General features: G+C 70.1%; 11 protein-coding genes. 6 read left to right on the top strand and 5 right to left on the bottom strand.

What is annotated here, in order from left to right; genetic code table 11:
- A complete protein-coding gene (locus ACFVW6_RS23140) occupies positions 1-1,467 on the bottom strand; it encodes a type VII secretion-associated protein (RefSeq protein WP_378829679.1) in 1,467 nt (488 codons plus the stop codon).
- Positions 1,449-5,483 (bottom strand): type VII secretion protein EccCa, encoded by a 4,035-nt coding sequence (gene eccCa / locus ACFVW6_RS23135; RefSeq protein WP_355271401.1) that lies wholly within the window; start codon positions 5,481-5,483, stop codon positions 1,449-1,451. The genes ACFVW6_RS23140 and eccCa overlap by 19 nt, the downstream gene beginning before the upstream one ends.
- Positions 5,484-5,668: 185 nt before the next feature.
- Between eccCa and eccD the strand changes: the two genes are divergently transcribed.
- The 3 genes from eccD (at position 5,669) to ACFVW6_RS23120 (ending at position 9,365) form a co-directional block, all read left to right on the top strand.
- Positions 5,669-7,135: a type VII secretion integral membrane protein EccD gene (eccD, locus tag ACFVW6_RS23130; RefSeq protein ID WP_378829676.1), complete on the top strand. Its 1,467-nt coding sequence runs from the start codon at positions 5,669-5,671 to the stop codon at positions 7,133-7,135.
- A complete protein-coding gene (gene mycP, locus ACFVW6_RS23125) occupies positions 7,132-8,532 on the top strand; it encodes a type VII secretion-associated serine protease mycosin (RefSeq protein ID WP_378829674.1) in 1,401 nt (466 codons plus the stop codon). The genes eccD and mycP overlap by 4 nt, the downstream gene beginning before the upstream one ends.
- A 65-nt stretch (positions 8,533-8,597) precedes the next feature.
- Positions 8,598-9,365: a potassium channel family protein gene (locus tag ACFVW6_RS23120; RefSeq protein ID WP_378829671.1), complete on the top strand. Its 768-nt coding sequence runs from the start codon at positions 8,598-8,600 to the stop codon at positions 9,363-9,365.
- Here the strand turns inward: ACFVW6_RS23120 and eccB are convergent, their stop codons facing one another.
- Positions 9,366-10,853 carry a type VII secretion protein EccB gene (eccB, locus tag ACFVW6_RS23115; protein WP_378829669.1) on the bottom strand — a complete coding sequence of 496 codons (1,488 nt, stop codon included), beginning with the start codon at positions 10,851-10,853 and terminating at the stop codon, positions 9,366-9,368.
- Between the two features lie 83 nt (positions 10,854-10,936).
- On the opposite strand from eccB, the gene eccE reads away from it, so the two are divergent.
- The gene (eccE, locus tag ACFVW6_RS23110; protein WP_355271392.1) at positions 10,937-12,580 is read left to right on the top strand and encodes a type VII secretion protein EccE; all 1,644 of its coding nucleotides are present in this window, start codon (positions 10,937-10,939) and stop codon (positions 12,578-12,580) included.
- A gap of 4 nt (positions 12,581-12,584) precedes the next feature.
- Here the strand turns inward: eccE and ACFVW6_RS23105 are convergent, their stop codons facing one another.
- Positions 12,585-13,145: an NADPH-dependent FMN reductase gene (locus ACFVW6_RS23105; RefSeq protein WP_378829666.1), complete on the bottom strand. Its 561-nt coding sequence runs from the start codon at positions 13,143-13,145 to the stop codon at positions 12,585-12,587.
- A 116-nt stretch (positions 13,146-13,261) separates the two neighbouring features.
- On the opposite strand from ACFVW6_RS23105, the gene ACFVW6_RS23100 reads away from it, so the two are divergent.
- Positions 13,262-14,242 carry a GAF domain-containing protein gene (locus ACFVW6_RS23100; RefSeq protein WP_378829664.1) on the top strand — a complete coding sequence of 327 codons (981 nt, stop codon included), beginning with the start codon at positions 13,262-13,264 and terminating at the stop codon, positions 14,240-14,242.
- Here ACFVW6_RS23100 and ACFVW6_RS23095 read toward each other — a convergent pair whose 3' ends face one another.
- Complete coding sequence (locus tag ACFVW6_RS23095; protein WP_355271387.1) at positions 14,243-15,052, bottom strand: S-methyl-5'-thioadenosine phosphorylase; 810 nt, start codon at positions 15,050-15,052, stop codon at positions 14,243-14,245.
- A 144-nt stretch (positions 15,053-15,196) separates the two neighbouring features.
- Between ACFVW6_RS23095 and ACFVW6_RS23090 the strand changes: the two genes are divergently transcribed.
- A complete protein-coding gene (locus tag ACFVW6_RS23090) occupies positions 15,197-15,532 on the top strand; it encodes a metal-sensitive transcriptional regulator (RefSeq protein WP_357346508.1) in 336 nt (111 codons plus the stop codon).
- The last annotated feature ends 147 nt before the right edge of the window (positions 15,533-15,679 follow it).

Raw genomic sequence — 15,679 nt, 5'->3', positions numbered from 1 at the left:
CTACGGCGAGATCGACACTGATCGCATCACTTCCTCGCACGCAGTACTGACAGTCCCCCATCCTCCCGAGCCGTGCTGGCAGCCGACGTTGGTCTGGACGCCATGGTCGAGAAGGACGTACCACCTGACGACGGAACCGTCGCCAGGAAGCTCTTGGTAACCGATCCCCCGGCGCCCGGCGAACACCACATCGCGTTCCGGCGTACCGAACCGCCCGGGCTCGGCGCGCGAGATCCGCGCGGTGATGTCCCTAAGCACTTCATCATATCCAGCCTGCTCCGCGACAGTGTTGTACGTCACAGTAATTCGGCCGGGGGTGGCTGTCTGCGGAACGAGCGCGGCTCGGTCCGCCGGTGAGCCGGTGGCGAGGCGCCAGCCGGACGGGATGTCGAAGGTCACGCGGCCCATCGTGTGCTGGGCGGGAGTCGCGGCCGGCTGGGTGGTCGATGGCTTCGGAGACAGGGGCTCCGGTGCGGTGGACACCGTTGTCGGCGTGCCCTGGGTGGCCGTGGCCGCGTCGGCGTCGCTGTCGCGGGTCGCCACGACCGCGACGATGCCCGCGGTGACGACCACCAGTGATATCGCCGCCGCGGCAATGATTTTGGCGGTGCTGTGGCGTGGCGCGGGCGCGGTGGCTGCGGCGCGTTCGCGGAGGGTGCCCACCCATTCCGCGTTCTGCGCCGGGATCGGGCGTGCCCGGTCGTCGGTGAGTCCGGATTGCGGCAGTAGCAGGGCGGTGAAGGCCACTGGCTGGACCAGCGGAGTGGGCTGGGTGGTCCAGGTTTCGGCGGCGAACTCGCGCAGGCGCTCCAGCAGGTGATCATCGGTCGGGCCGACGATCAGCACCGAGGTCGGCTTGGAACCGTCGGCGACCTCGCCGATCATGGCCGCCAGGCGATCGATGTCGTCGTCGTTCCAGTCGCCCGCGCCCAGGGTGGGTTCGTGCGCGCAGGCCGCGACCGAGATCTGGTCCCGGGAACGGTCGACCGCGCTCACCGTGACGGCCAGCGGGTCGATTTCGACGACGACGACGAACTCGGTGGTCGCGAGGGGCTGGCGCAGCCGGGCCACGCGGGCCGCGATCGGCTCCAGCGCGACCGAACCCGAGTACCTCCCGAACGAACGGGCGAAGCTGGAGCGGCGGGCCGTCGACCACGAACTGGGATGCGCGACACCGATACTCGCGCCGGGCGGCGTCGGTGCGACGCCGGCGAGGACATCGTCGACGACCGCGTCGGTGGCCGCGGCGATGGCGAGCGGCTGCGGCTCGTAGCCGATCCATGCCGAGTCGGCCAGTGACAGCGCCGAGATCGCCGGTTGCGACGGGCCGGTGGGCGCGCCGACCAGGATGCCGTTCGGCACCGGCATCACCGTGGGAGCGACATCCACGTGCCGGGCCGCGGTGCGCGCCAAGACGCGCGCATCGCTGACCACGACGTCGATGTCGGTCACAAGGCCGGTGCCCATGCCAGCTGCACCAGATCGATCGCGTTCCTGGTGACCAGGGTTCCGCGGCCCGGCGGCATCGCGCTGGCGCGCACCGTGCCGAAGAGCTGGCCTTCGTCGCGGCTACCGCTCATCACGAGGCCGATGCAACCGACGTCGCGCATCCGCGACACCACCGGCTCGTACAGCGCCCTCGACGCGCCGCCGGATCGGCGGGCGATGATCAGGTGGAAGCCGATGTCCTTGGCGTGCGGGATGAATTCGACCAGGGGCGAGAGCGGGTTACCCGACGGGGTGACGACCAGGTCGTAGTCGTCGATGATCAGGTAGAGCTCGGGGCCGGTCCACCACGAACGCGCGCGCAGTTCCTGCTGGGTGATGTTGGCACCCGGCATGCGGGACTTGAGGATCCCGACGACCTGCTGGACGAACGGGGTGAGCACTTCCGCCGAGGGCGCGTAGCCGGCCAGGTGATTGGTCTCGATGGTGCCGAGCAGGGTGCGCCGGTAGTCGCCGAGGATGATCTTGGCCTGCGCCGGTTCGTTCGACTCGACGAGGCCCTGCACGATGCCACGCAGCAGCGCGGTCTTACCGCATTCACTGTCACCGAAGACCAGGAAGTGCGGCGTATCCGCCAGATTGAGCATGACCGGCGCGAGCTCGGACTCGTTGACACCGATCGGCACCAGCATGTTCGGCCGCGACCGGTCGACCTCCGCTGGCCAGTTGCGCATGCCGCGCAGCAGGTCGGTGCGGTCGAGCAGGTCCGGCAGCGTGCGGGTACCGGGGGCCGGGCGGCCGGGGGTGCGCTGGGCGATCAGTTCGACCGCGTGCGCGACGCCGGCGCTGAGGTCGAGCGGGTCGGAGCTGCCGTCGACCCGGGGCAGTGCCATCAGCATGTGCAGCGCGTCCGGCGTGATGCCGCGGCCGGGACGGCCCTGCGGCACGAGAGCGGCGAACTTGCGGCCGATGTCGGAGTCCATCGGGTCACCCAGGCGCAGCTCGATGCGGGTGGCGATCTGGTCCTTCAGCGCGGGCCGGGCTTCCATCCAGCGCGACAGGCCGATGACGACGTGCACGCCGTACGAAAGGCCTTGCAGGGCAAGGTTGGTGATCTGCTGTTCGAGTGCCTCGTAGTCCTGGCGGATCGTGCCGAAACCGTCGATGACGAGGAAGGCGTCGCCGTAGGGGTCGGCGTGCGCGCCCGCCGCGGCGGGGCTGCTGTTGGGGTCCATCGCGCGCAGGCGCCGGTACTCGACCATGGACTCGATGCCCAGCTGGTGGAAGCGCTGCTCGCGCTGCCGGACCAGGGTGCTCATCTCGGCGACGGTGCGGCGGACCTTGTCCGGATCGAGGCGGTTGGCCACGGAGCCGACGTGCGGCAGGCCCTCCAGGCTGGACAGCGTGCCACCACCGAAGTCGAGGCAGTAGAACTGGACCTGCTCGGCGGTGTGGGTCATCGACATCGACATGACCAGCGAACGCAGGGCCGTCGACTTGCCCGACTGCGGACCACCGACGATCGCGACGTGGCCGCGGGCACCCGACAGGTCCAGCATCATCGGGTCGCGACGCTGGTCGTACGGGCGGTCGACGATGCCGATCGCGGCGCGCAGGGTGGCGATCGGCGAGTACTCGCCGGTGATGATCGAGCGCGGGTTCAGCTGGTCCAGGGTCGGCGCGTCGTCGAGCGGCGGCAGCCAGATCTCGTGGGCGGGGCGGCCGTGGCCGCTGATCCGGGACACCAGCATGTTCAGGTTCGACATCTGGTCGGCGTCGTCGCCGGTGGGCTCCGGCTCGTACGTCGATTCCGGGGCGACCGGGACGCGGTCGGAGGTGCGGAAGGCGACGTGGTTGGCGCTGAACGGGCGTGCGTTGACGTCGATCTCGCCGCCGACGATGCCCGCGCTGGTGACCTCGCGCTGCGAACCGCCGCCGACGTAGGGGCCGGAGACGTAGGAGGCCTGGAAGCGCTGGATCTCGCCGGAGTCGGCCTTGAGGTAGCCGCCACCGGGTGAGTTGGGCAGGTTGTAGGCGTCGGGGACGCCGAGGACCTGGCGGGACTCGTTGGCGGAGAACGTCTTCAGGCCGATGCGGTAGGACAGGTGGGACTCGAGGCCCTTGAGCTTGCCCTCTTCCAGTCGCTGCGAGGCGAGCAGGAGGTGGACGTGCAGCGAGCGGCCGAGGCGGCCGATCATCACGAACAGCTCGGCGAAATCCGGGTGCTGGGTGAGGAGTTCGGAGAACTCGTCGAGCACCACGAACAGGGCGGGCAGCGGATCGAGGTCGGCGCCCGCGGCGCGGGCCTTCTCGTATTCGGAGACGTTGGCGAAGTTGCCCGCCTGGCGCAGGACCTCCTGGCGGCGGTTCATCTCGCCCGCCAGCGCGTCCTTCATTCGGTCGACGAGGTCGGCCTCGTCCTCCAGGTTGGTGATGACCGCGGCGACGTGCGGGACGCCGTCGAGGCCGAGGAAGGTGGCACCACCCTTGAAGTCGACCAGGACCAGGTTGAGCTGGTCGGGCGAGTGGGTGGCGAGCAGGCTGAGCACCAGGGTGCGCAGGAACTCGGACTTACCGGAACCGGTGGCGCCGATGCACAGGCCGTGCGGGCCCATGCCGTTCTCGGCGGCTTCCTTGATGTCGAGTTCCACCGGAGCGCCGTCGGCACCGAGGCCGAACGGCACGCGCAGCCGCTCGCGTCCGTAGCGCGGGCGCCAGGCGCTGGCCGGGTTGAAGTTGCCGATGTCGCCGAGGCTCATCAGCTGCGACCACGTCGAAATGGTCTCGGAATCGTCGGTTTCGACGTCGCTGCTGCGCTGGGTGGCGGCGCGGTAGGGGGCGAGGCGGCGGGCGGCCTGCTGGGCCTGCTCGGCGCTGACGCGGTCGATGGTGGCGAAGCGCTCCTGGTTGCCGGTGGCGCCACGGCCGAGGCACTCGCCGTCCTCGACGACCATCTTGATGCCGCGCGAAACGGCAAGGCGGGGTGCGTAATTGCACAGGTCGATGATGGTGACGCCCTCGAAGCCGGATTCGCGGAGCTGGTCGTCCTCGGCCTCGAGCAGGCCGCCGTCGACGACGATCACCACGTGCACCAGGTTCGGGTTGTTCGGCTGGTTACGCGAGTAGCGCACGCGGTTGCCGAGCAGCGGGTGCAGGCTGCTCAGTGCCTCGCGGATGGAGCCGTAGAACATGCGCTGGGTGCCGATGCCGTCGGAGACGTCGGGATGCTGGGTGTGCGGGAGCCACTTGGTCCACTCCCATTCGCGCGCGGTGTCGGGGCCGCAGACCACGGCGACGAGCACCTGGTCGGGCGCCTGGAACATGCACAGCTGCAACAACATCGCGCGGGTCATGTCGCGGGCCTGGGCGCGGTCGCCGTCGAGGGCGATGGTGCCGAAGCCCTTCACCGCGATCGCGGTGGGCAGGTCGGGGACCGTGGAGTGGGCGCGGACGAAGCGGCGCAGGGAGACCGCGGCGATCGGTTCGAGCTCTTCGACGGGGCCGGTCTCCGGGGCGACCAGGCGGGTGGCCAGGCGCTGACCGCCCAGGCCGATGCGGGCGTGGCAGAAGTCCTTGTCGCCGGAGCGGCGCTCCCACATGCGGCTGGTGCCGGCGAGCATCCAGATCAGGCCCGGCTCGGGGTGGCTCCACTCGACGGCGGCGCGCTGCTGCTTGGCGGTGTCGTCGACGTCCTTGCGGACCTGATCGAGGTAACGCAGGTAGTCCTTGCGGTCCTCGTTGGCCTCGGCGGCCTTGGCGCCCTTGCCGCTGCCCTGGCCGAACATGGTGACCATCGACATGATCATCATCAGCGGGAACATCATCGACATCGGGTTGGACAGCATGCCGCTGCCCTGGGTGAACATCAGCGCCATCATGCCGACCATGCCGACGACCATGACGACGGGCATCATCTTCATCAGCAGGTTGCCGGGCGTGATCCGGGGGATCTCGGGCGGCGGCTGCAGGGTGACCTCACCGCCGGGCGTGCGTGGCATCTCGCGCCGGGCACGGCGCTGGAACCGTACTGTGCTCATGGTCGAAGACTCCCCCTGCTTGACTACTCGCTGTCTTCCCTCGCGACGGGCTCAGTGTAGAGGTCGCGGCCGACATGTCGTATGGTTCGTCAGGCATTCTGCTGTCCGAACGGTGAGTTCCGCAAACTGTCGATCGCCCGAGGGGTCGAGCGGAAACACGAGGTAGAGACGGAGTTGGGGGAGTTTTGACGCACGCGCGACTCGATCATCTCGAGGAGGATTCCGCGCGCGGCATTGTTCGCGCACCGGATCTGGCCCGAGTGACGATTCTGGCCAAGCACACGCAGGTCGATATGGCGATTCCGGTCGACGTGCCGGTCGCGCTCGTCATTCCGAGCGTGGTGGACATGGTCGCTCAGCACAGCCGGTCCAACGATTTCGACAACGACGGCGAGCGCTACGAGCCCGCCGAATGGGTGCTCGCGCGCATCGGTCATCCGCCGTTCTCGAATTCGCTCAGCCTCGGCGAGCACGGGGTGCGCGACGGCGAACTCCTCATGCTGGAGAGCGCCTCGCACACCGCGCCGACGCCGCTGTTCGACGACATCATGTACAACGTCGCGATCGCCGACGCCGATCACTACCGCAGCTGGACCCCGAAGACCGCGCGCATCACCGGTTCTGTGCTCGCCGCGGTCACCATGCTGGTCGGCTGCTTCGGCCTGCTCGCCGCCCCGGACGCGTTGCCGTTCTGGGTGACCGGCTCGCTCGCGCTGCTGGTCGCGATCCTGTGCGTGGTCGCGGGCACGGTGCTCAGCCGCATGTACGGCGACACCTCGGCCGCGCTGGTGCTCGGCGGCTGCGCGCTGCCGACCGCGTTCACCGCGGGCATGCTGCTGGTCCCCGATCATTACGGCTGGGCGCATCTGCTGCTCGGCGCGACGCTGTTCGGCGCGACCGCGGTGCTGGCCTGGCGGGTCACCGGGGTCGGCCTCGCGCTGTTCATCGGCGCGGCCGCGGCCTCGGTGTTCGTCATTCCGGCGGCGCTGGTCGGGCTGCTCACCGAGCAGCCGGTCAAGGCCATCGGTGCCGTCGTCGCGGCGGTGGGGCTGGCGGGGCTCTCGCTGTCGCCGCGGGTGTCGATGCTGCTGGCGAAGTTGCCGCTGCCGCCGGTCCCCTCCCCCGGCACCCCGATCGACCCGACCGAGGACGATCCGGACGACCACCGCGCGCTGCCCACCCTGGACGCGCTGCGCGCCAGGTCGGAGCGGGCCCGCAACTACCTCGCCGGACTGGTCACCGCGACCACGCTGGTCACCGTCGTCGGCGCGCTGCTGGCGATCGACGCGACCGCGGACGACCCGTACTGGCCCGGCATCGCGCTCGCGCTGGTCTGCGCGGCGGTGCTGATGTTCCGCAGCCGCACCTACGCGGGCGCCGAACAGGCGATCGTGCTGATCGCGGGCGGCGCGTCGATCGTGCTGATCATGCTGGTGGGTGTCGCGCTCGAAATGCGCCAGCCGCTGGTGGTTTTCGGTGCCGCGCTGGCGATCCTGGTCGCCGCGCTGGTGATCGGCCTGATCGTGCCGAACCAATCGGCGACGCCGCCGATGCGCCGGGCGGTCGAGCTGGTCGAGTACGCGTTCGTCGCCGCGGTGCTGCCGCTGGTGTTCTGGGTCGCCGAGCTCTACTCCCTCGTCCGCGGGCTGTGAACGCGAGCCTGCGCGTCGCGGCGGCGGCCGTGGCGCTCGGTGTCGGCGCGTCGTTCGGGCTGGGCGCGGCGCCCGCCTCGGCCGACCGGCCGCCCGCCGCCGATCCAGCGAACCTGCCCGCCGGTGATCCGGCCGCGCCGCCGGAGAAGACCGAGGTCGGTTCGAACGCGGTGTGCACCACGGTGGCCACCGGTGGCGACGGGCCCGCCATCCCGGACGCGCAACGATCCCTCGATCTGGCGCGGGCGTGGGAGTTCTCCCGCGGCGCCGGACAACTGATCGCGGTGATCGACACCGGCGTGAGCAGGCACGATCGCCTGCCCGACATGATCGCGGCGGGTGACTTCGTCGCCAATTCCGGTGACGGCGCCGAGGATTGCGACGCGCACGGGACCTTCGTGGCCGGGTTGATCGCGGCGACCCAGGTGCCCGGTCAGGGCTTCGCCGGGGTGGCCCCGGAGGCTCGGATCCTGACGATCCGGCAGACCAGCAAGATGTATCAGAAGGAAGGCGCCAACCGGAACAAGGCGCCCGAGGACCTGCCCGACGGCTACGGCAACCTGAACACGATGGCCTCGGCCATCCGGCGCGCGGCCGATATGGGCGCGGGCGTCATCAATGTCTCCGAAGTGTGGTGTGGCACCAACAAGGACGTCAACGACCGGGCGATCGGGGCGGCGCTGCAGTACGCGGTCGAGGTGAAGAACGCGGTTCCCGTTGTCGCGGCGGGCAATTCGGATACCTGCAAGACCGCGAACACGGTGGTCGACCCGCTGGAGCCGAACGCGGACCCGTGGACCAAGACCTCGATGAACGTCAGCCCGGCGCGCTGGGACGACTACGTGCTGGCCGTCGGCTCGATCGACGCGAACGGCGCACCGTCGAAGTTCACCGTCGCCGGACCGTGGCTCAGCGTCGCGGCGCCCGGCGAGAACATGACGTCGCTGAACCCGCGCGGACCCGGCACCGCGACCGGAACGGTGAACCAGCAGGGTCAGACCGGCCCGATCAGCGGCACCAGTTTCGCGACCCCGCTGGTGTCCGGCGTGGTGGCGCTGGTGCGGGCGCGGTTCCCCGAGCTCAGTGCCAAAGAGGTGATGAAGCGCATCCAGGCGACCGCGCACGCGCCCGCCGAGGGCTGGAACCAGTACATCGGGTACGGCAGCGTCGATCCGATCGCGGCGCTCACCGCCGAGGTCACCGGGCCGCTGCCGCCCAAGCGGCCGTCACCGGCCAAGCAGGTGCAGCTCGCGGTGCCCGCGCCGGCACCGGTGCCGGACAACACGGCCAGGAACGTCGGGTTGATCGGCGCGGGTGTGGTCGGGCTGCTGTTCGTGCTCGGCATGCTCGCCTCGTTCCCGATCCGGCGTCGGTTCGGCGTCCGCGAGGACACCTGAGGTAGCCGACGCGGTACCGTCCTGGTTCAGCGCACTCCGCGCAGCCCGTCGACCCAGGTAGCAGCATGGATCCGTTGACCACAGAGCAGCGCCCGCAGACCCGCAGACAGCGGTGGGAGCAGGCGACCAACCTGCCGATGATGGTGCTGGCCGTGCTGTTCCTGCTGCTGTACGCGTGGCGGGTGCTCGACACCGATGCCTCGCCGACGCTGGACGCCTGCCTGGTGTGGGCCGATATCGGGATCTGGGCGGTGTTCGCGGTGGACTTCGCGGTCCGGCTGCGGCTGTCCACCGATCGGCGCCGGTTCGTCCGCAAGCATCCGCTCGATCTGCTCGTCGTGCTGGTGCCGCCGTTTCGCCCGCTGCGGCTGGTGCGCGCCGCGCTGCTGTTGCTCGACACGCTCAACCGGGCGACGCATCCGCGGACCCGGCTGGTCACCTTCGTCGGCACCAGTTCGCTGCTGATCCTGCTGCTGTCGAGCCTGGCGTTCTTCGACGCCGAATTCGGTGCGCCCGACAGCAAGATCAAGAGTTTCGGTGACGCGCTGTGGTGGTCGGCGGTCTCGGTGACGACCGTCGGCTACGGCGACGTCTACCCGGTGACCGCCGAGGGCAGGCTGGTGTCGCTGGTCCTGATGACGCTGGGCATCGGCCTGATCTCCTTCGCCATCGGCACCATGACCAGCTGGGTCGTCGAGCAGCTCAAGACCGTCGACGACGCGACCGACCGCGCCGAGCGCACGCTGGCCGAACTCGTCGACGAAGTGCGCGAGTTGCGTTCGGAGGTCGCCGAATTGCGGGCGGCGCGGTCGCAGCCGCCGCCCGTCGGCTGACTACTTGCTGTTGGCGACGGTGGCCACCGGCTGCTTGGCCGGTGACGAGTCGGGGGCGACGCCGTCGTGCGCGACCATCGCGTCCTCCCGGCCCAGGCTCGGGCCGCCGGCGAGCAGCCCGACGATCGGCCACGGCGCGGGCTCGGCCTTCACGTTCTCCAGCCCGAGGGCCTTCACCGCGTCGGAGTTCTTGATGCCGAAGCGGACTCCGGTGTCGGCGATGTAGAACAGGCTGTCCTTGCGACGGCTGTCCGGTTCGATGCCGGTGGTCTGGACGTAGGCGCCCGAGGCGGGCGGGATGTAGACCGAGTCGGCCTTGGGGCCGGAGCCGTCGGCCTGGGCGAGGCTGACCAGCTTGGCCTTGTCCGGGATGGGCAGGTCGATGCCGGTGAGCACGGTCAGTTCGGCGCGCGCGGTGGCGTCGTTGTTGTCGATGGCGCCGGGGATCGGCTTCCAGGACAGGCAGCTGACCGGCTGGTCCTTGGCGGTGACCAGGGTCGGCCGTTCCTTGGGGTAGTTGTCGACCTTCAGTGCCTGCGACACCGGCGCGTTCACCCGCTCGGTGTTCTGGATGGTGGTGCCCGCCATCGTCGAGTTGACCGAGTTGCGGATGATCTGCGCCGTCACGGCCGAGATGGGCTGCAGGCCGTCCTGCAGGACGACGAAGTCCTGGTTCGGCGCGTTGAACACCTGGACGACATCACCGATCCGGTGGCCGCTGACGTTGTAGGTCGGCACGCCACCCGGGTTGGCGATGACCGGCGAGATGACAGGCAGCACCTCGGGAATCGCGTTGAGCACGCCCTCGCTGATGGTGCGCGGGACGACACCGGCGATACCGAGCGCGAGCGTGACCGCCGGGTCGCTCATGTTCACCTTGGCGCGCTTGCCGTCGAAGACGAGGAAGACATCGTCCTTGGCCTTGACCAGCAGCGCCTTGTTCGACGGCAGCACCGAGGCCTTGTCGCCGAGATCGAGCGAACCGGCCAGCACCGAGGTGGTCAGATCGGCGGTGCCGTCGGACTTGAGCTGATCGCACACCGACCACTGACGGCCCTTGCCGTCCTTGTCGTACAGCAGCGACGTCGGGGCACCGGGGATGCCGATCAGCTGACCGCGCGGCTTCTTGCCGAGCTCGGACTCCTTGACGATGACGGCCTTGGCCGCCTCCCCGGCGGCGAGCCGGGCCGAGGCCAGGTTGAGCGCGGGGTGCACGACGTTCTCGATGACGACGTAGACGCCACCGGATTCCTTGCCGATCAGGATCTTGTTGTCGCCGATCTTGTCCTGCGGGCGCAACAGCGCGAGGATGCCGCATCCCGCCAGCACCACCAGGCCGAGCACCAAACCCACCGCGTAGGCCCGGGACTGGGCGCGCATCGGATCGTGCAGCATGCGCACATCCCGGCGCACCAGGGCGTGCTCCATCCGCCGCACCAGGAAGCGGTAGCCGCTGACCTGCCAGCGTGTAGTGGGTTTTGAAGGCATGGTTCCTCCCCCGAACAGTGCTCTCGTCCGGGCAACACAGTACAGTTCCCGGCAGCACTTGTTCACATTCGGGGGAGGAACCAATGGCCGAGTACACCGGTGCTGGTCCACGTCCACTGTTCGGTCGCATCTCGTTGGCGCAGCTGCTCATCGCGCAGGTGCTCGGCTTGACCGTCGGGCTCATCGCCCTGGTCTGCGGCCTCGGACCCTTCCCCGCCCTCGGCATCGCGGTCGTCGTCGCGGTCATCCCGTTGATCCCGATCGGCAAGCGCACCGTGTTCGACTGGCTCGGCACCATCCGCCGCTACCTCGGCAAGCGCGAATACACCCTCGGCGACACCGTCGACTTCCGTGACACCGACGGCCGCTCGCTCGGCCTGTACTGGGACGGCAGCCGGGTGGTCACCGTGGTCGAGGTGCTGCCGCCCAAGGGCGGGCTGACCAGGATCGCCCGCAACGCCGTGCACGCCTCCCACCTGCTCCCCCTGCCCGAGCTGGCCGCCTGCCTGCACCAGCACGACATCCTGCTCAGCGGCATCGACATCATCAGCCACGGGCACCGCAGCCGCTCCGGCACACCGGCGGGCGCGATCTACGAGTCGCTGCTCGGCCCGCTGCCCGCGACCGCGCACCGCACGGTCTGGCTCGCGATCAGCTACGACTCGGTGCAGTGCCCCGACGCGACGGCCCGGCGCGGCGGCGGAACCGACGGCGCGTCGCGCGCGGTCACCATCGCCACCCAGCGCATCATGCGCACGCTCGAAGACGCCGATTGCAGCGCTCGTATCCTCACCGCGCCGGAGATCCGCAAGGCCGTCCAGCAGATCACCGCCGGTCTCGACCCGCGCACGCTGACCCAGCGGTGGAAGTTCGCCGAGATCGGCAACACCGTCAATATCGGCAGCGCGGTGGATCCCAAGCAGCTCGGTTCGGATCTGCTCGCCCAGCTGTGGGTCGCGCCCTCGCGCGGCACGACGGTCGCGGTGCGGCTGCGGCCCGGCAGCGACGCCGAGTCGGTGAGTGTCGGTGCCGCATGGCGTTTGACCGCGCGTGAGCTGCCGGAGAAGACCACGACCAAGGGCATGGTCTCGATGAACGGCCGCCACCGCGACGCGCTGCTCGCGCACCTGCCGCTCGCGGTGCCCGGCGTGGACGACACGGTGCCGACCACCGAGTACCCGATCGATGTCATCGGCGCGCTGCACCTGCCGTCGGCGGGCTGCGGCCAGCTGCTCGGCTCCGACGACGAGGGCAACGGCGTCGCCACCAGGATCATCGGCGCCGGTATCTCCTCGGTCTACGTGGCCGGCGAGCTGTATCTGGCCCAGCAGCTGGTGTTCCGCGCGCTGGCCGTCGGCGAGCGGGTGCTGGTGCGCACCGATCGCGCGCACGCCTGGGAGCAACTGGTCAGCACGGTCGGCAATCCGGAGCGCCTGACCATCGCGGTCGAAACGCACCAGTCCGACGCGGGTTTCACCGCCACCGTCGTCGACGGTGTGCTGGCGCCTGCACCGCACGCCGGTGTCACCACCATCTACCTGACCGGCGATCCGAACGGCTGGCCCGCTTCCCGTCCCGACCTGGAGATCTTCCAGCCGGGCGCGATCGGCAACCGGGTGGTGCTGCGCACCGGGACGACCAGGGTCAACCTCACGCTGGTGTCGATCCCGCGCGAGGCGACCTACATCGGGCAGCCGCGCGGACAGCGCACGATGGCGCCGGCCTGACCGGTCAGCCCGGGTAGGGGTCGGCGCTGCGGGCAGCCCGCAAAGTCCGTCCCCACCAGGCCAATTGGCCGAGCATCCGTGCACTCGCGTCGATCGCGGCGTGGTCGTCGGTGCTGCCGTCGGCGCCGAAGCGCCGCTTGGCCTGGGCGAAGCTCACCGATTCGCGCACCGAGACCATGTGCAGTTCGGCGACCACCTGACGCAACTGCTCGACGGCCCGCAGGCCGCCCGAGAGTCCGCCGTAGGAGACGAAGCCGATCGGTTTGGCCCGCCACTCCCGTTTGGCGCTGTCCAGGGCCGTTTTCAGGGACGCGGGATATCCGTGGTTGTACTCGGAGGTGACGACCGCGAAGGCGTCGGCGGCGGCGAGCCGCTCCCGGAACGCGTCGACCTCGGGGGTCTCGGTGAGGTCGACGGGCAAGGCGATGTCACGCAGATCGAGGACCCCGACCTCGAATTCCGGCCGCTCGGCGAGCACACCGAGGAACCAGTCGGCCACCACGGGCGCGAATCGCTCCGGGCGGGTACTGGCGACGACGACCTCCAACCGCAACGGTGTGTCCATACCGCGAGCTTATCGATGGACCCCCGCCCCGCGGCGCGCGGCGGATCGGGCACGATGGGCGCAGGCGATTTGGTTCGATATCCGCAGGTGGGGAGTGAACGAAGGGGGCAGCACAGGTGATCATCGGGCAGTGGCAGCTGGTCGAGACGCTCGGCGCGACGTGGTCGATGCTGAGCACGGGGACGACGCCGCGCGAGTGGGCGTCGTATCAGCGCGCGATCCCGGCCGCACTGCAACCGATGATCGCCACCGCCCACGATTCCGGCACCCCGGTCGACCGGGTGCTGCCGAAATCCCGGCAGCCGTGGTCGGAGTTGCGGTTACGGGCCGAGCCGGTGGTCTGGCCGGGTGCCGGGACCCACGCGGTGAAGGTCTGGGTGGGTGAGCAGGCGCCCACCGACGATCTCGGGGTCGGGATGTTCCGGGTCGACGCGCAGGCCAGGGTGGTGCACACCCGGCCCGCCGGGCTCGGCGCCCATCTCGGTTCCGTGCCGCTCGAATTCACCGGCGCCGAAGCCTTCCAGCGGATCGAGCGATTCGATCGCGCGCTGGATATCGTTGCCGCCCTGACCCGTTCGGAACCGGACAGCCGGTGGTCGGCCATCGCGACCGTGCACTCGACGGCGGGGCCGCGGTCGCTGTTCGTCGCGGCTCGCAACGGGACCGCGGCGCAGCGGTTCTCGTGGCGTGGCCTCACGGTGGACGTCACCGACAGCATCGCCCCGCAACCCAAGTCCTTCGAGGCCGCCACGCTCGCGCTGCTGCGCGACACCCAGCCGGGTCTGTATCTGTGCATCCTCGACACCGCGCAGGTCCGGCAGGTGCGCTGGGTCACCGAGCCGGTGCCCGGCCTGCGCTGGCGCGGGATCGACGAGCGGCTGATCCCGCACCCCGAGGACCGGGCCCGGATCGTCGCGGCCAGGGCGGAGATCCTGGCGGGCGCGGCGCGCGCGGGCATGACCGGGGTGCGGCTCGCGGCGGAGTCGGGCGGCTGGCTGATCGCCGACGTCGAGGTGACGCCGCTGCCCGCGGGCGCCGACGGCGCGGCGCCCGCGTTCGTGCTGGCTCAGTTGCAGGTCACCGCGCCGGCGCGGTGATCAGGGCAGTTCGAAGGGCAGCGACACCCCGGCGTGCACCCGGCAGCGCTCGCAGGTGTCCTCGCCGTCGACCGCCGCGACCGCGCGCCGCAGCAGTTCCTTGAACGGGCCGAGGTTCTTCTTGAACTCGGCGAAGACGTCGACCGCGTGCACGCCGTCGCCTTCCTCGAGGCCCGCGTCCAGGTCGGTGATGAGAGCGACCGCGGCGTAGCACATCTCGAGTTCGCGGGCGAGCACGGCTTCGGGGTGGCCGGTCATGTTGACCAGGTCCCAGCCCTGCCCGGCGAACCAGCGGCTCTCGGCCCTGGTGGAGAAGCGCGGGCCCTGCACGACGACCATCGTGCCGGAATCCTCGACGCGCAGATCGTCACCGGCGGACTTCACCGCGGCGGTGCGCAGGTCGTCGCAGTAGGGGTCGGCGAAGGAGACGTGCACGCCGCCACCGTCGAAGTAGGTCTGCGGGCGGCCCGAGGTCCGGTCGACGAGCTGATCGGGCACGGCGACGGTGCCCGGCCCCCAGTCCGCGCGCAGGCTGCCGACGGCGCACGGCGCGAACACCCGGCGCACGCCGAGCGAGCGCAGCGCCCACATGTTGGCCTGGTAGGGCAGGGTGTGCGGGGCGAACTCGTGCTGCTTGCCGTGCCGCGGCAGGAACGCGACGGCGCGACCGTCGACCTCGCCGATGGCGACCGGGGCGCTCGGCGCGCCGTACGGTGTGTCGACCTCGACGTGCACCGCGTCGTTGTCGAAGAAGTCATAGAAACCGCTGCCGCCGATGACGGCGAGTGCGGGCCGGGGAAGCGAACTCATACCGGTGATTCTCCCGTCCGGGCAGGTCGCGCGCATCACCGGGACCGCGACACCGGCCGCATCTGACATTTCCCGCCGGAAACTGTACCCTAGGGGGGTATCAGCTCGGTACTCCGAGCACCCCGTCAGGCGAGGAGACCTCCGGTGACCGAACCCACCCCCGACACCACGACCGGCGGCGAGCACACGGGCCATTCGGGCCACGGCTACATCACCGCCAAAGAGGACTACCTCAAGCGTCTGCGCCGCATCGAGGGCCAGTCACGCGGCCTGCAGCGGATGGTCGAAGAGGAGAAGTACTGCATCGACATCCTCACCCAGGTCTCGGCGATGACCAAGGCGCTCCAAGCCGTCGCGATGGGCCTGCTCGAGGACCACATCTCGCACTGCGTCGTCGACGCGGCCGTAGCGGGCGGCCCCGAGGCCGAGGCCAAGATCAAGGAGGCGACCGACGCGATCGCGCGCCTGGTCCGCTCCTGACCGCCCTCAGCAGGCCCGCATGAATCCCTGACCGTCCGTCCACGGGTTGGCAGACTCGTCGACGACGAAGTCGGCGAACAGCAGCCCGGGTCGACCGGGTGGCAGCGGCCGAACCAGGTCGCGGCGACGTGGACCTGCTCCCGCCAC

Source organism: Nocardia sp. NPDC058244, from assembly GCF_042882065.1.
Taxonomy (GTDB): domain Bacteria; phylum Actinomycetota; class Actinomycetes; order Mycobacteriales; family Mycobacteriaceae; genus Nocardia.
This window is presented reverse-complemented; position numbering and strand designations above follow the sequence as displayed.

Bases quoted from the DNA above. Each gene is read 5' to 3' on its own strand.
- ACFVW6_RS23140 (WP_378829679.1), bottom strand. From the start codon at position 1,467: ATGGGCACCGGCCTTGTGACCGACATCGACGTCGTGGTCAGCGATGCG.
- eccCa (WP_355271401.1), bottom strand. From the start codon at position 5,483: ATGAGCACAGTACGGTTCCAGCGCCGTGCCCGGCGCGAGATGCCACGC.
- ACFVW6_RS23120 (WP_378829671.1), top strand. From the start codon at position 8,598: ATGGATCCGTTGACCACAGAGCAGCGCCCGCAGACCCGCAGACAGCGG.
- eccB (WP_378829669.1), bottom strand. From the start codon at position 10,853: ATGCCTTCAAAACCCACTACACGCTGGCAGGTCAGCGGCTACCGCTTC.
- eccE (WP_355271392.1), top strand. From the start codon at position 10,937: ATGGCCGAGTACACCGGTGCTGGTCCACGTCCACTGTTCGGTCGCATC.
- ACFVW6_RS23105 (WP_378829666.1), bottom strand. From the start codon at position 13,145: ATGGACACACCGTTGCGGTTGGAGGTCGTCGTCGCCAGTACCCGCCCG.
- ACFVW6_RS23095 (WP_355271387.1), bottom strand. From the start codon at position 15,052: ATGAGTTCGCTTCCCCGGCCCGCACTCGCCGTCATCGGCGGCAGCGGT.